The sequence below is a fragment of the Maribacter aestuarii genome, from assembly GCF_027474845.2.
Lineage (GTDB): Bacteria > Bacteroidota > Bacteroidia > Flavobacteriales > Flavobacteriaceae > Maribacter > Maribacter aestuarii.
The window spans coordinates 492736-513038 of sequence record NZ_CP107031.2 but is presented as its reverse complement, the minus strand read 5'-3'; the positions used below and the strand labels follow the sequence as shown (position 1 = coordinate 513038).

The following is a 20303-nucleotide window of genomic DNA, read 5'->3' as shown; positions in this document are numbered from 1 at the left end:
TAAAAGTATAATCACGTTTTGATTATTTATTGGTTAGGTTGTTTGAAGACGTGCTTCCCCTCGGGAGCACGTTTTTGCTAAATAAAACTTAAACTTTCTTTTCATAGCTCCAATTTTATCCACGGATTGTAACTTTAAAATAAAAACACATCGATCTATGGCCACTAAAGCTAAAAAAACAACGAAGGAATTATTGTTTTCCGCTTATATGGACTATGTTTTGGAACATGAAACTGTTCCAAAATCCATTTATAAATTTTGCAAGCTAAATAAAATCAAGGAAGAGGATTTTTATCTTTTTTTTGGTTCTCTTGAAAGCTTAAAAAAGGGAATCTGGGAGCAGTTTTTTACCAGTACACTGTCCTTGATGAAGAAAAACAAGGATTATGACAATTTCAGTAATAAGGATAAAATGCTGACCTTCTTCTACACCATTTTTGAAACACTCACCCTTAATAGAAGTTACGTTCTGTTTATCCTGAAGCACAATGGTGGTGCCATGAAAAATATGGAGGAACTAAAAGGAATTAGACGACATATTAAAAGCTTTTCCAAAGACTTAATAGAAGACGGAAACGTTGATAAAAACTTTAAAATAACAAAACATAATCCGCAACTCTTTTCTGAAGGGGCTTGGTTGCAGTTTGTGTTTCTTTTGAAATTCTGGATGAATGATGATTCAGCCGGATTTGAGAAGACCGATATAGCTATTGAGAAGTCTGTAAATACGATTTTTGACGTTTTCGATAATACACCCTTGGACAACATTATCGACTTTGGAAAATTCCTGTATAAAGAAACTTTTGCTTAATATTAATACTTTTTGAAAACACTTGATAGAATTCCTACCGGAAAAATAGAACGGGCCAGTAAGCTGGTAAAGACCGGTGTAAAAATTGGTGGTAATTATGCCAAATACTACGGCAAAAAATTGGTAAATCCCGATACTTCTAGAAATGAATTGGACGAGGATAATGCCGAGGATATTTATGATGGTCTAAAAAGTTTAAAGGGTAGTGCATTAAAAGTGGCCCAAATGCTGAGTATGGAGAAAAACCTGCTGCCCAACGCATATGTTGAAAAATTCTCACTGTCCCAGTTTTCTGTTCCTCCCTTATCGGCCCCCTTAGTACGCAAAACGTTCAAGAAATATTTAGGAAAATATCCAGAAGAGGTTTTTGATAGCTTTGAAAAAGAATCTATAAACGCAGCTAGTATTGGCCAAGTACACAAGGCTACCAAAGGTGGTAAAGAATTGGCAGTTAAGATTCAATACCCAGGAGTTGCAGAAAGTATAAGTAGTGATTTAGCCTTGGTAAAGCCTATTGCCTTAAAAATGTTTAATATAAAAGGCAAGGATTCCGATAAGTTTTTTAAGGAAGTTGAGGACAAATTACTTGAAGAGACCAACTACCTGTTAGAAGTCAAACAAAGTCAAGAAATCACAGACGCCTGTGACAGGATTGATAATCTAATTTTCCCAAATTATTATACGGAACTTTCGAGCGAACGAATTATTACGATGGACTGGATGACCGGGATGCACTTAGGTGAATTTGCCAAAACTCCTTTCTCAAAAGAGTTAGGGGATAAATTGGGACAAACCTTGTGGGATTTTTATATGTACCAGATACATGGTCTTAGAAAAGTGCATGCGGATCCACATCCAGGAAATTTTCTTATCAATGAGCGTGAAGAATTGATCGCAATAGATTTCGGCTGTATAAAAGAGGTTCCGGAAAGCTTTTACAACCCATATTTTGAACTCGCCAAAAAAGAAAATTTTTCGGACGACCGCATCTTTACCGAAAAGATGTATGAATTAGAGATTTTAACGCCTTCGGACAGTCCGGCTGAAATTAAATTCTTCAAAGAGCTGTTTCATGAGATGCTGAGTCTGTTCACGTCACCATTTCATTATGAAACGTTTGATTTTGGAAGTAACGATTTCTGGGGTAAAATTGCAGAGTTGAGCGAGTATTATGCTTCAGATAAGCAAATACGGAAGATGAACGCAAACAGGGGTTCCAAGCATTTTTTATATATGAACCGAACTTTCTTTGGGTTATTTAATCTCCAGCACGATTTAAAGGCTACGATTAAGGTGAATAACTTTCAAAAATATTTGGACTAAGGATTTACCTACAATTAAAAGTTACTTGGGTTGCAAATAGTTGGCTATATTGCAACACTAATCCTATATGATTTAATAGACTAATATTTATTCCAATGTACAACTCAAAAATTTCTGGTTTAGGATATTATGTACCTGATAATGTCGTTACAAACGATGATTTATCAAAAATAATGGATACGGACGATGCCTGGATTCAGGAACGGACCGGAATAAAAGAGCGCAGACATGTGGTTAAGGGTAGCGATGATACGACTACCACCATGGGGGTGAAAGCTGCAAAAATCGCTATTGAACGAGCTGGAATAACCAAAGATGATATAGATTTTATTGTTTTTGCTACGCTCAGCCCGGATTACTATTTTCCTGGTCCGGGAGTTTTAGTCCAGCGAGATTTGGGTATCAAAACCGTTGGCGCTTTAGACGTCAGAAATCAATGCTCAGGTTTCATATACGGTATATCCGTGGCCGATCAATATATTAAGAGTGGAATGTACAAGAACATTTTAGTCATTGGTTCAGAGCTACACTCTCACGGATTGGATATGACCACTAGGGGTAGGGGAGTTTCTGTTATTTTTGGAGATGGTGCCGGTGCCGCAGTACTTACAAGAGAAGAGGACACTACCAAAGGCATACTTTCCACGCACTTGCATTCAGAGGGGGAACATGCAGAAGAGCTTTCTCTAATTGCTCCAGGAATGGGTAAAAGATGGGTTACCGACATTATTGCCGACAACGACCCAAACGACGAATCATATTATCCCTATATGAACGGTCAATTTGTCTTTAAGAACGCGGTGGTGCGTTTTAGTGAGGTCATTATGGAAGGTCTGGCAAAAAATAATTTGCAGCCTAAGGATATTGATTTGTTGGTACCACATCAAGCCAACCTAAGAATTTCACAGTTTGTTCAGAACAAATTTGGTCTGTCAGATGATAAAGTGTTCAATAACATTATGCGTTATGGGAATACAACCGCAGCTTCAATCCCAATAGCACTTACTGAGGCATGGGAGTCCGGTAAGGTGAATTCTGGAGACTTAGTAGTCCTGGCCGCTTTCGGAAGCGGATTTACTTGGGGAAGTGCAATCATTAGATGGTAAAACAAGAAACCCATGACTTGTCATGGGTTTCCTTAATTGATACTCTAAGGGAGAAAACCAACCAATCCTCTTGCTAAAAGAGTACCAATTTCACTTAATAGACTACTATTAGATAAATATGTTACGCTAAATGTTCGGTTTAACTTGTAATTAACGTATCTCATTTTCATTATATACTATAAAAGCGAAACCCGGACAACTGTCCGGGTTTCGATGCTGATAGACTATACTAAACACTAACCATTAACTATAAATATATAGCGTTATCAGCAGTTTTTTAAATCTTTTCTAACTAAAACCTATCTTTAACTTTACTAAGAGACGAATTTTTTATGTAATCGTTACATACCGTTTCAAAGTTTAACATTGGAATTAACATATGAAAAAAACCCTTGTTTTTGGTGCATCCTTGAAACCAAATCGTTACAGTAATTTGGCTATTAAAAGACTTCGGGGTAATGGAATAACAACTGAGGCTTTCGGATTAAGACCAGGGAAGATTTCAGATATTCAAGTTAGCATTAATTTAGACCAATTCCAAGATATTCATACCGTAACATTATATCTGAACCCTAAAAGGCAAGAGCAATACTACGAGGCGATAATCGATATGAACCCGAAGCGGGTCATTTTCAACCCAGGAACCGAGAATCCAGAATTTTACCGACGATTAAAAGAAAACGGGATTACCGTAGAGGTCGCCTGTACGCTAGTTTTACTGTCAACCGGACAGTATTGAGATGGAGCAATGGGTCATGAAAAGTTGAAACAACTTTAGGCCCGACATTCCTAGTTCATTCCGCTTTTGAATAAGCTTCTTTTAACCAATCCTTTAATTCCTCATCTACTTCCGAAACGTTAGAAAGTTTTACCCTATGTGTGCACATGGTTCCAAAAGGACCGGAATCGTCAAGTCGTTCGGTTACCGGTTTATCCTTTAATTTTAAACCCAAATCTATTCTGGTATTGGTGGCTGGTTTGATAAGAGCAAACTGTTTGTTTCTGATTAGGCTTACCGTCGTTTTCTTTGGAGTAATCTTTACATCCTTTCCAAAATTTTTAACGGTCTCCACTATACTTTCATAGATGGGCAAAAGCTCCTCCTTACCCTTGTATTGATTTGAAATCAAGTCAGCGGGAGATTCATTTTCCTCTTTGGACAGTGAAACTATGGTATTTGCGAATCCGTGGGTGACTTGATACTGCTTTTTAAGAAAATTTACGGCTTCGGAATGTTTGGCGAAAGATTTTGTTTTTAATACTGTTTTCCATTCTTCTAAAGACTTACCTGTTTTTTCAGGCATATTGTCAATCATTGTCTGAAGTGCCTTGTCCATGATGTCTCAATTAAGTTTTAGTGTTTTTATTCCTAATTAACCAAAGTCCAATAAAGGTCAGTAGACCATTTAAGGGTAACAACTCATATCCAAAAATATACCCTCCTAAAATCTCGGCGGGAATTTTGGCCAATGCCACAATAATTAGCACAGATAGTAAGGCCACCAACCATACATACTTGTCTTTTACCGTGTATTTGGTGAATATACCAAAGGAAAATAGTCCAAGCAAAGGCCCATATGTATAGGAAGCTACGGTGAGTAATCCATCAATAACATTACGGTCCAGAATGTATTTGAAGGAGATGACGACCAATATGAGTAAAAGGCTCATTCCAACATGGGTATATTGGCGTGTTCGTTTGGCTACCGCTTCGGTCTTTTTTCCAGTACCCAGGAAATCTACGCAAAAGGACGTGGTTAAAGAGGTCAATGCGCTATCGGCACTACTATAGGCCGCCGCAATTAATCCTAACATGAAGGTAACGGCAACTACAATGCCCAATTCGTTATTCAAGGCTATCTCTGGGAATAAGAGATCTGATTTCGGTTTACCGTCCATCATGGGCAGTGAAATATTATTTGCATCGGCATAAATAAACAAAAGCGCTCCCAGAAGCATAAATACAAAGGTGACGGCCACCAGTACAATACTGAAACTGACCATATTCTTTTGGGCATCCTTAAGATTGCGACAGGTCAAATTTTTCTGCATCATGTCCTGATCCAACCCTGTCATGCAAATAGTGACAAACATGCCGCCTAAAAAGGATTTTACCATGTTGTTTTTTGCAAAGAAATCATCGGTGACCCAAACCTTGCTGTATTCTTCCAATTCCGATGACGCAAGAAATTCACCAAAACTCCAATCCAATTCATGTAAAATAAAATAGATGGACAGGCCTACGGATATCAACATGAACAAAGTCTGGAGCGTATCTGTCCAAACAATGGTTTTAATCCCGCCTCTAAAGGTATAGATCCAAATAAGTAAAATGGATAGGGTTACCGTAACTTCAAAAGGGACGTTCCATGCATCAAAAACAAACTGCTGCAGCACAATAGCTACCAAAAAGAGCCTAAAAGCGGCGCCTAAAACTCTAGAAACGAAGAAAGAAATAGCGCCTACTTTATAGCTAACCAACCCAAAGCGGTCATCAAGATATTCGTAGATGGAAGTCACGTTTTGTTTGTAGTAAATGGGTAACAGCACATAGGCAGTAATGAGGTAGCCTAGGAAGTATCCAAAGACCACTTGCATATAGCTGAACTGGGAGGCCTCTACCCAACCGGGAACAGAGATGAAGGTAACTCCAGAGAGTGAAGCGCCGACCATTCCAAATGCCACCAAATACCATGGGGATTGCTTGCCGGCCTTAAAGAAATCCTCGTTGGAATCGTTCTTTCCTGTAAAATAGGAAATAAGCAAAAGCAGGACAAAATACCCACCAATGAGGAACAATATATGCGATGCCGTCATGGGAAATAATTTGCGGGCAAAGTACAAAAAGTAAAAATAGTATGTAATTTTACTCTTTAAATAGACCAGATGGATTTCTCTTCTAAATTATTGGAAAACGCAGTTTATGAAATGTCACAATTACCAGGAATAGGTAAGCGGACCGCGCTACGTTTGGTACTACATCTTTTAAAGCAACCTGAACGCCAGACCTCCGAACTGGCAAATGCATTGCAACAACTAAGGGAGCGAATCATTTTCTGTAAAAACTGTCACAATATTTCAGATACTGAAGTTTGTGAAATCTGCGCCAACCCCAAACGGGATGCATCCTTGGTCTGCGTGGTCGAGGATATACGTGACGTTATGGCCATAGAAAATACGGGTCAGTACCGTGGGCTTTACCATGTTTTGGGCGGTAAAATATCCCCGATGGAAGGAATAGGGCCACAGGATTTGAATATTACATCGCTTGTGGAGAAAGTTAGGGAAGGGGAAATAATCGAATTGATTTTTGCCTTAAGCTCTACAATGGAAGGGGATACCACCAACTTCTATATCTTTAAACAGATTGAGGGTCTAGAGGTGCGCACTTCTACCATAGCAAGGGGAATTGCAGTCGGGGATGAATTGGAATTCGCGGATGAGGTGACCTTGGGTAGGAGCATTTTGAACAGGGTACCTTTTGAAGGTTCCTTAAAGTCAAACTGAGCCATAATAATGACACAAAATCAAAAAACAGGCGTTAATTTTTCTATTTTTGCAAAAAAATACTCAAAAGAAGGTTTAAATTATCGATATGTCAAAATTTGAATTGAAACTACCACGAATGGGAGAGAGCGTTGCGGAAGCAACTTTGACCTCTTGGTTGAAGGAAGTTGGAGATACGATTGAAATGGACGAGGCAATCTTTGAGATAGCCACGGACAAGGTAGATAGTGAGGTGCCAAGTGAAGTGGAAGGAGTCTTATTGGAAAAATGCTATAATGTCGATGATGTTATTAAAGTGGGAGATACGGTAGCGATAATCCAGGTAAACGGAGAGGAAAATTCGTCCGGTGCAGCTGCTGAGGTTTCAGATGAAAGTACCGAAGAAGAGATGGTTGCAGTAGCAGAATCTACTTTAATAAAAGCTAAGGAAACGATTGAAAGTCCTAGAACTGATTTTTCAAGTTCTGATAGGTTTTATTCGCCCTTGGTAAAAAATATAGCCAAAGAGGAAGGGATTTCCCTAGAAGAACTGGAGGCCATAGAAGGCTCCGGTAAGGATGGCAGGGTAAGCAAAAATGATATTTTGGCCTATGTGGAAAATAGGGGAGATAAAAAGGAGGTTGCAGTAAAAGAACCTACTCAAAATGCGTCACCGATAACTAAAGCTCCATCAGCGATCACTTCAGAAACTACTAAGCAGCAAACGGTTGCCCCAAAAACTTCTACTGGTGATGAGGTCATTGCCATGACCCGTATGGGTAAACTTATCGCCAAACACATGACGGACAGTGTAGCCACATCGGCGCATGTGCAGAGCTTCATAGAAGTTGACGTAACCAATATTGTAAATTGGCGTGCCAAAAAGAAAAACGCTTTTGAAGCGCAAGAGGGTGAGAAACTCACCTACACACCTATTTTTATGGAAGCTGTTGCGAAGGCATTGAAAAAATACCCCATGATGAATATTACGGTAGATGGGGACAATGTGATTAAAAAGAAGAACATCAATATTGGGATGGCCGCAGCGCTTCCGGACGGAAATCTTATAGTACCGGTAATCAAGAACGCCGACCAATTGAATTTGGTAGGTATGGCCAAAGTGGTTAACGACCTAGCGGAACGCTCCAGAAATAATGTCTTAAAACCGGACGAGGTTCAGGATGGCACTTACACCGTCACCAACGTGGGAACTTTCGGTAGTGTATTCGGTACACCAATAATTAACCAGCCACAGGTAGGTATTTTAGCTTTGGGGGCCATACGAAAAATACCCTCCGTTATTGAAACTGAAGAGGGGGATTTCATCGGTATCCGCAGTAAAATGTACCTTTCCCATAGTTATGACCATCGCGTTGTAAACGGAGCCTTGGGAAGTATGTTTGCCAAAGCGGTAGCGGATTATTTAGAGGCTTGGGACGTTAATAGGGAAATATAATCGCTCTTCTAACTTGTCCTTATTAGTTAGGATTAACATTAATTTCATTAGTGAAATATTTTGCATAGCAGTATATTTAATGCTTTTGTAATTTTTAGCTACACTCTGCATGACCAAAATGCTTTCTCTCAAACCAAAACATTGGTTTTTAATTTTAATTTTTTTACAACCCTACTTTCGGCACAAGAAGAAAAGAAGGAACCGGTAAAACTTTTTTGGATTGTAACTGTGAGAAAAGCTACATACGACAAAACATTCCTTTTGTTAATCATGTAAGGGACCAATCACTTGCCAATGTTCAACTTTTTATTTATGATGTAGCCAACGGTAGCGGGGGGCGTACATATCTTTTGGATTTTAAAGGTGCAAAAGACTACGAAGGTATCCTTGGAAAACTTTCCTATGAAACTACGCCAACAATGACTTCGGATGAAGTCAGAAAGGGGCTGGTCGTTAAGATAAAGTCTGGCCTTTTAAAATATATTTTGGAGTCAGAGCTGGCAGAGGATATTAGTTACACCATTAATCAAGATGGCACTGGAGATATTCAAGAGATTAATTTTGAGGATCCTTGGAATAATTGGATTTTCGAAATTTATGGTGAGGCGGATTTATCCAAGGAATCCAGCAGAAACAGATTTGAGTATGAGGTAGGTTTCGAAAGTGATAGGGTAACTGAAAAATGGCGGATTCGGGCTGATTTGGAACTGAACCAAGCTACCAGTCGTTTTGAGCAAAACAATGAAACGTTTAAAAGTGAAAGACTCCGTTACTCTGCTGAAGGTAGTATTGTGCGTAGTCTAAGTGATCATTGGTCAACGGGGATTTTCGCTCAGGCAAGGCACAATACCTTTACGAACCTTGATTTTTCTACCTCAATAAGTCCTGCCTTGGAATACAATATTTTCCCGTACCGTGAGGTTTTACAACGTGAAATCGTTTTTGCCTATCGTATCGGTTACTTTTATAACGATTATATAGATACCACAATTCTGGGTAAGGATAGTGAAGGTATTTTCAATCACTCCTTGGATATCCAATTGCGTTACAGGCAGCCTTGGGGTAATATCTATACCAGACTTAGGGGCTCAACTTTTCTAGAGGATTTCAATAAGAATAGGATTCAACTTTTCGGCCGTCTATCGGTACGCATCTTTAAAGGTTTAGCCGTAACGTTTTCTGGAAATTTTGAGGTTATCAGGGATCAAATTAACCTACCGGCGGGAGACGCCTCTATTGAGGACGTGCTTTTACAGCAAAAACAAATCGCGACGGATTTTGAACTTGGCTTTAGGGTCGGGTTGAGTTACACTTTTGGATCCGCCTTCAACAACATCATCAATAATAGACTCTAACTTCGTTCGGCTAAAATGGACCAGCTGTGTTTTTTAGGGAATCTCTATTATATTGCTGTAATTCATCTTCCATAATTTATTGAAATCCTATCTTTGCTAAAAGTCCCAAAAATGGAGTTAAAACTTACCCGTCCTATTTGTTTTTTTGACCTGGAGACCACAGGAACCAATGTGGCAAAGGACCGTATTGTAGAAATATCAATTTTAAAGATTTTCCCCAACGGGAATAAAGAAAGTAAAACATGGTTGGTGAATCCGGAAATGACCATCCCTGATGAGGTAATCGCCATTCACGGTATCAGTAACGAAAAGGTGGCCAATGAACCTACTTTTAAGGAGCTATCAAAGGAAATTTATTCGATGATAAAGGATAGTGACTTGGGCGGATTTAATTCGGACCGTTTTGATATTCCATTATTGGCCGAGGAGCTTTTGCGATCGGACATAGATTTTGATATGAAAAACACCGTTTCGGTTGATGTGCAGACAATTTTCCATAAAATGGAGAAACGGACTCTGGAAGCGGCCTATAAATTTTATTGCGATAAGGATTTGACCGATGCCCACAGTGCCAAGGCCGATACCAACGCCACATACGAAGTACTTCTTTCACAATTAGATCGTTATCCGGAACTGGAAAATAATATTAGGAAGCTTTCTGAATTTTCCAGAAGAAAGCAATCCGTTGATTTTGCGGGTTTTATTGCCTTGAACAAAGAAGGGGAAGAGATTTTCTCTTTTGGTAAGCATAAAGGCAAAAAGGTTCATGATGTGCTGGAGCAGGAACCTGGTTACTTTGGTTGGATTTTAAATGCCGATTTTCCCCTGTACACCAAAAAAATATTGACCCAAATTAAGTTGAGTAAACTCAATAACAAGCTTAGCTAGATTATAGGAACAAGATGAAAATTATCTGTATTGGCAGAAACTATGCCGAACATATCAAAGAACTTCAAAACGAGCGGCCGGCCGAACCGGTAGTCTTTATTAAACCGGATTCTGCAGTTTTACCAAAAGAACAGGATTTTTATATTCCAGATTTTTCCAAGGATATTCACTACGAAGTTGAGGTCCTTGTAAAGATAAAGAGGGTAGGGAAGCACATCAGTGAAAAATTCGCACCGACATATTATGACGAAATAGGTCTTGGTATCGATTTTACCGCTAGGGATTTACAATCTCAGCTAAAGGAAAAAGGATTGCCATGGGAAAAGGCCAAAGGGTTTGATGGTGCTGCGGTAATTGGAAAATGGTTGCCTAAATCCAAATTTGAGGACCTTAACAATTTGAATTTTAAATTACTAAAAAACAATGAGGTCGTGCAGGACGGAAATACCAGTTTTATGCTGTGGAAAATAGATGAAATAATAGCTTATGTCTCCACATTCTTTATGCTTAAAAAAGGAGATATTATATTTACGGGTACGCCGGCGGGAGTTGGCAAAGTAAGTGCAAATGATTACCTTTCGGGGACGCTGGAGGGCGAGGAACTTTTTTCTTTAAATATCAAATAATGATTTATAGTCTGGATAAAATTAATGAGATGGCGGAAGGGGATCAGGATTTTATAAATTCGGTCATATCCGTTTTTTGGAAGAAGTGCCTGAAGATTTGGAAGCATTGGAAATTGCCCTGCAGGAGAAAAACTACGACCAAGTTTATAAATTGGCACATAAGATCAAACCCAATGTAGATTTATTGGGTATGGAGCAAACACGTGCCGCTGCTTTGGAAATAGAAACTTTAGGCAAGAGTGAGGCTAATATGGCCGATATCGAAAGGATTTTCCCAGCGCTCAAAGCGGACATTCATCAAGTAGTAGGGGAACTCAAAACCGATTTTAACTTGTAATGCTCGCAGAAATCATTACTATCGGCGATGAGATTCTCATTGGTCAAATCGTAGATACAAACTCCGCATTTATTGCCAAAGAACTTAATAAGATAGGCATATCCGTCTATCAGATAACCTCTGTACAGGATGAACGTGAGCATATCCTAAAAGCTTTGGCAGAGGCCAAATCCAGAGTAGACATCGTGCTGGTTACTGGAGGATTGGGACCTACGAAAGACGATATTACCAAACATACGTTTTGTGAGTTTTTCAATGATGAACTCGTTGAGAATACAGAAGTATTGGCGCATATAGAGTTTCTTTTTGCCAAGTATATTTCTACACCAATTTCTGACCTTAATAGAAAGCAGGCTTTTGTTCCCAGTAAGTCAATAGTGCTACACAATGCTCATGGTACTGCCCCAGGGATGTGGATTCACGAAGAAGATACCACCTTTATTTCTATGCCTGGCGTGCCTTTTGAGATGAAAAATCTATTGATTAAAGAGGTCGTACCTAAGCTTATGGAGTTTTACGAGCGACCTTACATCATACACAAAACGCTCGTAACCTACGGTTTAGGTGAAAGTGCTATAGCGCAAAAAATAGAAAAATGGGAAGAAGCCCTTCCGAGTTTCGTAAGGCTTGCTTATTTGCCCAATCTTGGTAGGGTTCGTTTACGATTAACGGCAAAAGGAACGGATTACGACAAATTGGCAATGGCGATAGAGGTAGAATCCCAAAAACTGGTGCCCTTGATAGGGGATATCTTGTTCGGTACTGAAGACGAGGAAACTATAGAAGAGGTAATTGCCAAGTTGCTTACAAAAAAGCATTTGACCTTGGCCACGGCAGAGAGTTTTACCGGAGGTAAAATAGCGGAACGTATTACGGCCATACCGGGAGCATCTTCCTATTTTAAAGGTAGTATAGTTAGCTATGCAACCCAGGTCAAATTAGATGTATTGAAGGTTTCCAAGGGCTCCGTAGAGAAATATTCCGTGGTAAGTAAGGAAGTAGCCATGGAGATGGCCGTAGGGGTCAAAAAACTATTGAAAACTGATTTTGCCATCGCAACCACAGGAAATGCTGGACCAACAAAAGGCGATTCGGATGCGGATGTGGGTACGGTTTTTATCGGGATTGCCTCTCCCAAAGGAGTTTTTGCCGAAAGATATAGTATGGGAAATCATAGGGAAAGAATTGTTCAAAAGTCGGTAAACAAGGCGTTTGAGCTACTTCAAAAAGAAATTTTAAAAATGTGAAGTAGAATGTTGTCGGTAAGACAAAAATGATATAAATTTGCACCCTGTTTAAAAGAAAAATTCGACACAATGTCTAAAGTCTGTGAAATTACTGGAAAGAGAGCCATGTTTGGGAACAATGTATCGTTCTCCATTAACAAGACAAGAAGAAGATTTGATGTAAATCTTTCCAAAAAACGTTTTTACATTCCTGAAGAGGATCGTTGGGTTACCTTAAAGGTTTCTGCTAGGGCTCTAAAAAGTATTAACAAAAAAGGAATTTCGGCCGTGTTGAAAGAAGCGAGGGCTAAAGGATTGGTAAAATAATCTGGAAAAAATAGGTTACAATGGCAAAGAAAGGCAATAGAATTCAAGTAATATTAGAATGCACGGAGCATAAAGAGTCCGGGCAACCTGGAACTTCCAGATACATTACTACAAAAAACAAGAAGAACACACCTGAAAGGTTGGAAATAAAGAAATTTAATCCAATTCTAAAGAGAATGACGGTTCATAAAGAAATAAAATAGTACCTCCACATTTGTGGGAATTATAAAATATTAGGTCATGGCAAAGAAGACGGTAGCAAGTTTACAGACAAGTTCTAAGAGATTAACAAAGGCCATTAAAATGGTTAAGTCACCTAAAAGTGGTGCCTATGTTTTTGTGGAATCGGTTATGCCACCAGAAATGGTCAACGAATGGTTGGATAAAAAATAATAATACGTTGAAGTATTAGTATAAAGCCTCTTTCTTTACGAAAGGGGCTTTTTAATTTTTATATTTGGTGAACTATTGATAAAACGATGAGTTTATTTAAAAATATTTTTTCTTCCAAAAAGAAAGAGACCTTGGACAAAGGTCTGGAAAAGACAAAAACCACATTTTTTTCCAAGCTTGGCAAGGCGGTAGCAGGCAAGTCTAAAGTAGATGATGATGTCTTGGATAACCTTGAGGAGGTTCTTGTTTCCTCGGATGTTGGCGTGGATACCACTTTAAAAATTATAGATAGGATAGAGGCACGTGTCGCCAAGGACAAATATATGGGCACCGATGAGCTCAATGAAATTCTAAGGGAAGAAATAGCCGGACTACTTTCGGAAACACATAGTGGAGAGGCTACCGAAATTAAAATCCCAACAGGTACAAAGCCCTACGTCATCATGGTGGTTGGTGTCAATGGTGTAGGTAAAACCACTACTATTGGTAAGCTAGCGTATCAGCTTAAAAAACAGGGATATAAAGTGGTCTTGGGTGCTGCGGATACCTTTAGGGCCGCGGCAATAGACCAGCTACAAGTATGGGCAGATAGGGTGGGTGTACCCATTGTAAAGCAGCAGATGGGAAGTGATCCCGCCTCCGTTGCTTTTGATACTTTGAGCTCGGCAGTTACCCAAGATGCTGATGTTGTTATTATTGACACTGCAGGTCGACTTCACAACAAGGTAAATTTGATGAACGAACTAACCAAGGTTAAACGTGTTATGCAAAAGGTGGTTAAAGGTACGCCACATGAAGTCTTATTGGTTTTGGATGGATCCACAGGCCAGAATGCCTTTGAACAGGCCAAACAATTTACTAAAGCTACAGAAGTAACGGCACTTGCAGTTACTAAATTAGATGGTACTGCAAAAGGGGGTGTGGTCATAGGTATATCGGATCAGTTTCAGATTCCCGTAAAATATATTGGAGTGGGGGAAGGCATTGAAGATTTACAGGTTTTTAATAAATATGAGTTCGTAGACTCGTTCTTCAAAGTCTAAAGGTGAAATTCGCTTCCCTATATGTCGCCATGTTCTTAGCCGCAATAGCTTGGTCTCAAATCGAGCATCCCAAAGCGAGTCCGTTTTCTCGATTGGAACAAGAAGTAGGCCTTTCCAAAATTATAGTAGAATATTCCAGACCTGCGACCAAGGGTAGGACTATTTTTGGAAATAGACCCGATGGTCAGCCTGGATTAGTGCCATACGGACGCATATGGCGGGTAGGTGCCAACGAGTCTACTAAAATTACATTTGATTCCGATATAGAAATTCTGAATAATATTCTCCCTAAAGGTACTTATGCATTATATGCTTTTCCGGAGGCCGATACATGGGAAATAGTATTTCATACGAATATTTCGCATTGGGGCGACGGACGGACAGCTTACAACCCAGAAGAGGATGCATTACGCATAAAAGCAAAACCTATTAAAACGCTTGATTTTCAGGAGAATTTTTTGATATCGTTCGATGCGTTGTCTCACGATGCCGTAACCATGATTTGGCATTGGGCACGTACAAAAATAGAAGTGCCTATAAAAATCAATACGCGTGAGGTCATGGAACGGCAAATACAGGATAAACTTAAAAACAATCCAACGGCTCAAACCTATTATGAGATTGCCCGATATTATCAAGAACAGGGCATCAAGTATACGGAGGCATTGACGTATTTAAACAAGGCCATCGCATTGGGTGGGGACACCTATTATTTTTATAGGGTGAAATCTTTAGTGGAAGGTGAGCTTAAAGACTACGCCTCTGCCATTCAATCGGCGCAAACTTCTCTAAACTTGGCCGATAAAGAAGGAAAGGATGAATTTGTTCGTATGAACCAGAAGAATATTCGAAGGTGGAAAGAACTTGTAAAAAATAAATAGCTGCGATTTTAAACGAGGCATAGAAATCTTATATTTAGACTTCCCAGTACTAACCCTTTTTAAAATGTCAAAATCATTATTATCTCCTTTACTGATATCCTCAATCCTAGTTTGCTTTCTGATTGTAACTTCCTCATGTAAGGAAGAAACTAAGGCCAATCCCGAGCAAGTTCGTATCTGGGAACCTTACAACGATTCTGCTGAAGTAGCCGCAAATACGGACCATGAAAATAGCAGAATGCAGTACAAGCTTGTCCAGTCCAAGGTATTGGATAAAAACGATGTTTTCCTTCCACTCTACGATGAGGTTTCTAAAATGACGGAGGCTGACTACGAGTCGCTAAAGCCAATGATTCTGGAGCAGGATATCTATACCATTCGAGAACATATACAGGAAAATAGGTTGAGTTATGAGGATTTGGTCTTGTTTTACCTCTACAGGATTTATAAATATGAATTGGATAATGCCACCACCTTAAATACGATAATTGCCCTTAACGAAGATGTTGTGGATGCCGCCCGAAAGTTGGACAAGTTAAAAGCGGAGGGTACGGTGTCAGAAATGCAACACCCCATTTACGGAATGCCTATTCTGCTAAAGGACAACATCAATACATTGGGAATGAAAACAACGGCTGGTAGTATTGCTTTGATGGATAATGAAGTGGAAGATTCATTTATAGTGAAGCAATTAAAAAAGAACGGTGCGCTTATTTTGGGTAAGGTCAATTTGAGTGAGTGGGCCTATTTCCTATGCAGCGGTTGCCCAGTGGGTTATAGTGCTTATGGCGGGCAGACACTGAATCCTTACGGAAGAAGAGTATTTGAAACAGGAGGTTCCAGTTCGGGAAGTGGAACGTCGGTAGCCGCTAATTATGCTGTGGCCGCCGTAGGTACGGAAACTTCGGGCTCTATCTTATCACCCAGTAGCCAAAATTCGGTAGTAGGTTTAAAACCTACAATTGGTCTGTTGAGTAGGACGGGAATCGTTCCGATCTCCAGTACTTTGGACACACCGGGGCCAATGACCAAGAATGTAAGAGACAATGCCGTTCTATTATCCGCCATGTTGGGGAAGGATGAATCTGATTCCAAGTCCGTAGAGGCCGGCCCCGGCATTTTATCCGCACCGTTGCATCCTAAACCTTTTACAGAAATGCGTTTGGGTGCCTTAAGTACCTTGATGGAAAGCGATTCCATTTATAAATCCACCATAGAAAAGTTGCGGGATTTAGGTGCAGAAGTAGTGGAATTTACACCTCCCGAAGTCAAAATGGATGGTTTTCTGAGCATATTGAATATTGATATGCGGAACGATTTGCCCGTATATTTAGAGTCAAATACCAATCCGGAGAAAGTAAAAATTAAATCCATTGCTGATGCTGTTGCTTTCAATAATGCGGATTCCCTGACCAGAATTCCTTACGGACAAGCTCTTTTTGAAGGTATTGAAGCAGATAGTACCACGGCCGGGGAGCTAGAGGAAATAAAAGCAACGTTGGAGAAAAATGGACGGATGTTTTTTGATACGGCAATGGACAAGCATAATTTAGATGCCATTCTCTCTATAAACAATTACCACGCCGGCTATGCTGCCGTAGCCAAATATCCAGCTCTGACCGTCCCTATGGGATACAAAAAATCAGGCGAACCTATTAGTTTGACTTTTATTGGGAAGCAATTTCGAGAGGCCGATTTGCTAAGCTTGGGCAGCGCTTTTGAAACGGCAATGCACGTAAGGCAGTTGCCGAAGGGCTATGAGTAAAGCTTAATAACAGAATTTTTGTATTGGAACTAGGTTCGATTAATCAATTCATCACCTCATTCAAAAAACCCCACAGTTCATTATCAAAACCAGAAGGTCCAAGGGCGGCGCCTCCGGGATTTTCTCCCATTCTGACCACAACTAAGTTTTGACTGGGAACGATGTAGAGCTTTTGGTCATTTTTTCCCAGACCCGCATAGAGGTCATACGGGGCATTGGGTATCAGTTCGGTATCAAATACGATTTGGGATTGGGGCACCATGGCACTCTCCTTTCCGTTCAGCCACCACAAATAGCCGTAGGACTTGTTCAAATTTTGCGATGTATTTTTCATGTCGTTTAGGTAAACCTCATCATTAAGAATTGTAGTAACGTCCCACTTACCATCATTTAAGTTCAGCAATCCAAAACGGGCCATACTGCGTGCGGTACTCCAATAGACATTGTTCAGTCCGTTGGTTGAAATCCAAGAGCCGGTCATCCCTATTCTTTCTTTTACTTTAGAAGAAAAGTAATCTTCAAAATCAGTTTGAGTGGCATTAGAGATTACGTCTTGGATTAAAGTGTAAGGTGCATTGTGATAGGCCCACCGTGTTCCTGCATCGGCCAGATAGTTGAGGCAGTTGGATGTTTTACAATCCCCTTGGGTATCATCCATTCCAGAGGTCATCGTTAATTGATGCCAAACGGTAATCAAGTTTTCTTTCTCGGTTGTAAGGCCGGTCCAACCCATGCCCAAATAATCGGAACTTTTATCGTTCAGGGATAAAAATCCTTCCTGCACTGCAAGACCTGTTGTAAAAGCAGTCAAGGTTTTTCCGGCAGACGCCCAGTACCAGGGAGAATCCTTGGTGTGGTCCCCGAAATACTGCTCCATAACAATTTTTCCGTCCTTTAGTACAATGAACGCTTTGGTGCCATTTTCTTCTAGAAAATCATAAAGCGACTGCTCGGCATTGGTATTCCAATCCAGATCCTCAGGAGTTACCATTTCCCAAGTATCCGAATTCATTGGTGGAAAATAGAAATTAACTGTCTCTAAGGTGTCATCGATTTGAATTTCATTGCTGTCCTTTGAACAGTTCAGAAAGAGAAGAGCTAACAGTGGTAGTCCTGCGTAAAATATACTTTTCATAGGATAACTTTTTTATTTGGACTCTCAATTACCGTTTTAGTTTAACGTAAAAATGGAAGAATTCGTCTAAGTTGCTGTTTGTTAGTAGGGCATGTTGTATTTTTGCACCCCATTAAAAAGCAATGCGAACAAAAACACTAAAGAAGAACAAAATCAACGTGGTAACCCTCGGTTGTAGTAAAAATGTCTACGATTCCGAAGTGCTCATGGGTCAGTTACGGGCCAATAATAAAGAGGTGGTGCACGAAGAGGAGGGCAATGTAGTGGTCATAAATACCTGTGGTTTTATCGCTAATGCTAAGGAAGAAAGTGTGAACACGATTTTAGAATTTGTTCAAAAGAAAGAGGCTGGGGAAGTGGATAAGGTTTTTGTCACCGGTTGCCTAAGTGAACGCTACAAACCAGATTTACAAAAAGAGATTCCAAACGTTGACGAATATTTTGGAACTAGTGAATTACCCAATCTTTTAAAAGCTTTAGGTGCGGATTACAAACATGAATTAATTGGGGAGCGACTCACAACAACCCCAAAAAATTACGCCTATTTGAAAATAGCGGAGGGATGTGACCGTCCTTGCTCTTTTTGTGCTATCCCATTGATGCGTGGAAAGCATAAAAGCAAGCCTATAGAGGAATTAGTAATAGAAGCCGAAAAATTGGCAGCCAAAGGAGTAAAGGAACTTATTCTTATTGCCCAGGATTTAACGTATTATGGTCTCGATTTATATAAGAAACGTAATCTAGCCGAACTACTGGAGAATTTGGTCAAAGTTGACGGCATTGAATGGATAAGGTTACACTACGCCTTTCCCACGGGTTTCCCTATGGATGTATTGGAGGTGATGAAACGGGAACCTAAAGTCTGTAATTATTTGGATATTCCTTTACAGCACATCTCCGATAGTATACTGAAAAGCATGCGCCGGGGAACTACACAGGCTAAGACCACCAAATTATTACAGAATTTTAGAACTGCTGTACCGGATATGACAATCAGAACCACCTTGATCGTGGGCTATCCAGGGGAAACTGAGGAAGATTTCCAAACCTTAAAAAATTGGGTGGAAGCCATGCGTTTTGAGCGTTTGGGTTGTTTTACTTATAGTCATGAGGAAAATACCCATGCTTTCAATCTGGTAGATGATGTTCCCGAAGAAATTAAGCAGGAACGGGCTAATACCATTATGGAGATTCAATCTCAAATCTCATGGGAGTTGAACCAGCAAAAAATTGGCCAGACGTTTAAATGTATCATTGACCGAAAGGAAGGAAATTATTTTGTCGGCCGAACGGAATTTGATTCCCCGGATGTGGATAACGAGGTGCTTATCGATGCTACCAAGCACTATGTGAAGCAGGGAGAATTTGTAAACATCACAATTACGGAAGCTGCAGACTTTGATTTGTATGGTGAACCTGCTTAATTGGTTCCCTCTTCGGCGAGCGATTGGATTATGTCCAGTATCGGCTAAAAAGTTATGTTTACAAAGGGAATGATTGGACTCGTGTACACGCTCTCATCTTCTTTATAAAGAACATTGTATTTAGCACCAATGGCTATTTTATTGGAAACATTGTAACCAGCACCAACGAACAAGGCCGATTCCCAAAATTTATCCTTTACATCCCCTGTTACCATTTCTACGGTCCTATTTACATTCAGTTCTGCAAACTCTAATAGTGTAGTGAATTTTGGTGTTGGGTTGTAAAAACTAATGACGTTAAATCCGATGGTTGTTGTTTTTTGGAGGTCCTTTATGGCCGTATAACTACCTTGAATACCGCCGCCCAGACTTATTTTATCACTCACTTCATAGACCAAATTGGGGGAAAGACTTATGTTCGTTCCTCCCAAAAAACTTAGTCCAAACCCGCATCCGAATTTTAATCCGGGCTCTTTGGCATCTGTACTATCAATAACACTAATAGTCGTAGTCTGTGCATTTGATTGATAACACATAAATGCCAAAGATATTGTGAGTAAAAGCTTAAGTAAGGTGTTTTTCATTTTAATCGTCTTTAGTGTTAAAAGTAACTACAGTAATGAGGCTAAATATAGGTCATTTTACTATAATTCTATAAATATCAAAAAGAAGTAGGATAATGGAATAGGTATCTTCTATTACGGCTGCAAATGTAAAATAC

Annotated in this window: 22 protein-coding genes; 18 read left to right on the top strand and 4 right to left on the bottom strand. The window is 39.8% G+C overall.

Annotation, left to right across the window (positions count from 1 at the left end):
* The first annotated feature begins 157 nt into the window (after positions 1 to 157).
* The 4 genes from N8A89_RS02220 to N8A89_RS02205 all read left to right on the top strand — a co-directional run bounded on the left by N8A89_RS02220 (position 158) and on the right by N8A89_RS02205 (position 3979).
* Positions 158 to 811: a TetR family transcriptional regulator C-terminal domain-containing protein gene (locus N8A89_RS02220; RefSeq protein ID WP_281540790.1), complete on the top strand. Its 654-nt coding sequence runs from the start codon at positions 158 to 160 to the stop codon at positions 809 to 811.
* Positions 812 to 823: 12 nt separating this feature from the next.
* Positions 824 to 2134 carry an ABC1 kinase family protein gene (locus tag N8A89_RS02215; RefSeq protein ID WP_281540789.1) on the top strand — a complete coding sequence of 437 codons (1311 nt, stop codon included), beginning with the start codon at positions 824 to 826 and terminating at the stop codon, positions 2132 to 2134.
* 95 nt (positions 2135 to 2229) lie between these two features.
* A complete protein-coding gene (locus tag N8A89_RS02210; protein ID WP_281540788.1) occupies positions 2230 to 3240 on the top strand; it encodes a 3-oxoacyl-ACP synthase III family protein in 1011 nt (336 codons plus the stop codon).
* 379 nt (positions 3241 to 3619) lie between these two features.
* Positions 3620 to 3979, top strand: a complete 360-nt coding sequence (locus N8A89_RS02205; RefSeq protein ID WP_281540787.1) for a CoA-binding protein — start codon at positions 3620 to 3622, stop codon at positions 3977 to 3979.
* Between the two features lie 55 nt (positions 3980 to 4034).
* On the opposite strand, the gene N8A89_RS02200 is transcribed toward N8A89_RS02205, so the two are convergent.
* The gene (locus N8A89_RS02200; protein ID WP_281540786.1) at positions 4035 to 4577 is read right to left on the bottom strand and encodes a DUF4287 domain-containing protein; all 543 of its coding nucleotides are present in this window, start codon (positions 4575 to 4577) and stop codon (positions 4035 to 4037) included.
* A 10-nt stretch (positions 4578 to 4587) separates the two neighbouring features.
* Complete coding sequence (locus N8A89_RS02195) at positions 4588 to 6057, bottom strand: sodium:solute symporter (RefSeq protein WP_281540785.1); 1470 nt, start codon at positions 6055 to 6057, stop codon at positions 4588 to 4590.
* A gap of 69 nt (positions 6058 to 6126) precedes the next feature.
* Between N8A89_RS02195 and recR the strand changes: the two genes are divergently transcribed.
* The 13 genes from recR (at position 6127) to N8A89_RS02130 (ending at position 17023) form a co-directional block, all read left to right on the top strand.
* Complete coding sequence (gene recR / locus N8A89_RS02190) at positions 6127 to 6747, top strand: recombination mediator RecR (RefSeq protein WP_281540784.1); 621 nt, start codon at positions 6127 to 6129, stop codon at positions 6745 to 6747.
* An 88-nt stretch (positions 6748 to 6835) separates the two neighbouring features.
* Positions 6836 to 8182, top strand: a complete 1347-nt coding sequence (locus N8A89_RS02185; protein ID WP_289644845.1) for a dihydrolipoamide acetyltransferase family protein — start codon at positions 6836 to 6838, stop codon at positions 8180 to 8182.
* A gap of 215 nt (positions 8183 to 8397) precedes the next feature.
* On the top strand, positions 8398 to 9537 hold the full coding sequence (locus tag N8A89_RS02180) for a DUF481 domain-containing protein (protein ID WP_281540783.1): 1140 nt from the start codon (positions 8398 to 8400) through the stop codon (positions 9535 to 9537).
* Positions 9538 to 9648: 111 nt separating this feature from the next.
* Positions 9649 to 10425: a 3'-5' exonuclease gene (locus N8A89_RS02175; protein ID WP_281540782.1), complete on the top strand. Its 777-nt coding sequence runs from the start codon at positions 9649 to 9651 to the stop codon at positions 10423 to 10425.
* 14 nt (positions 10426 to 10439) lie between these two features.
* A complete protein-coding gene (locus N8A89_RS02170) occupies positions 10440 to 11051 on the top strand; it encodes a fumarylacetoacetate hydrolase family protein (protein WP_281540781.1) in 612 nt (203 codons plus the stop codon).
* Positions 11052 to 11136: 85 nt separating this feature from the next.
* Complete coding sequence (locus N8A89_RS02165; protein WP_347343966.1) at positions 11137 to 11388, top strand: Hpt domain-containing protein; 252 nt, start codon at positions 11137 to 11139, stop codon at positions 11386 to 11388.
* Entirely contained in the window at positions 11388 to 12635 is a 1248-nt protein-coding gene (locus tag N8A89_RS02160) for a competence/damage-inducible protein A (RefSeq protein WP_281540780.1), read from the top strand. Before N8A89_RS02165 ends, N8A89_RS02160 begins: the two co-directional genes overlap by 1 nt.
* 69 nt (positions 12636 to 12704) lie before the next feature.
* The gene (rpmB, locus tag N8A89_RS02155; RefSeq protein WP_281540779.1) at positions 12705 to 12941 is read left to right on the top strand and encodes a 50S ribosomal protein L28; all 237 of its coding nucleotides are present in this window, start codon (positions 12705 to 12707) and stop codon (positions 12939 to 12941) included.
* Positions 12942 to 12961: 20 nt separating this feature from the next.
* Positions 12962 to 13144, top strand: coding sequence for a 50S ribosomal protein L33 (gene rpmG / locus N8A89_RS02150; RefSeq protein WP_058105695.1), 183 nt, complete (start codon positions 12962 to 12964; stop codon positions 13142 to 13144).
* Between the two features lie 37 nt (positions 13145 to 13181).
* Complete coding sequence (locus N8A89_RS02145) at positions 13182 to 13334, top strand: DUF4295 domain-containing protein (protein WP_281540778.1); 153 nt, start codon at positions 13182 to 13184, stop codon at positions 13332 to 13334.
* 86 nt (positions 13335 to 13420) lie between these two features.
* Positions 13421 to 14377 carry a signal recognition particle-docking protein FtsY gene (gene ftsY / locus N8A89_RS02140; protein WP_281540777.1) on the top strand — a complete coding sequence of 319 codons (957 nt, stop codon included), beginning with the start codon at positions 13421 to 13423 and terminating at the stop codon, positions 14375 to 14377.
* A gap of 2 nt (positions 14378 to 14379) precedes the next feature.
* Entirely contained in the window at positions 14380 to 15258 is an 879-nt protein-coding gene (locus N8A89_RS02135; RefSeq protein WP_281540776.1) for a DUF2911 domain-containing protein, read from the top strand.
* 64 nt (positions 15259 to 15322) lie between these two features.
* On the top strand, positions 15323 to 17023 hold the full coding sequence (locus tag N8A89_RS02130) for an amidase family protein (protein ID WP_281540775.1): 1701 nt from the start codon (positions 15323 to 15325) through the stop codon (positions 17021 to 17023).
* Positions 17024 to 17066: 43 nt separating this feature from the next.
* On the opposite strand, the gene N8A89_RS02125 is transcribed toward N8A89_RS02130, so the two are convergent.
* Entirely contained in the window at positions 17067 to 18158 is a 1092-nt protein-coding gene (locus tag N8A89_RS02125; protein WP_281540774.1) for a serine hydrolase domain-containing protein, read from the bottom strand.
* A gap of 122 nt (positions 18159 to 18280) precedes the next feature.
* Here N8A89_RS02125 and rimO point away from each other — a divergent pair, with 122 nt between their 5' ends.
* Positions 18281 to 19582, top strand: a complete 1302-nt coding sequence (gene rimO / locus N8A89_RS02120) for a 30S ribosomal protein S12 methylthiotransferase RimO (RefSeq protein WP_281540773.1) — start codon at positions 18281 to 18283, stop codon at positions 19580 to 19582.
* Between the two features lie 44 nt (positions 19583 to 19626).
* Here rimO and N8A89_RS02115 read toward each other — a convergent pair whose 3' ends face one another.
* Positions 19627 to 20166 (bottom strand): hypothetical protein, encoded by a 540-nt coding sequence (locus tag N8A89_RS02115; RefSeq protein WP_281540772.1) that lies wholly within the window; start codon positions 20164 to 20166, stop codon positions 19627 to 19629.
* Between the last annotated feature and the right edge of the window lie 137 nt (positions 20167 to 20303).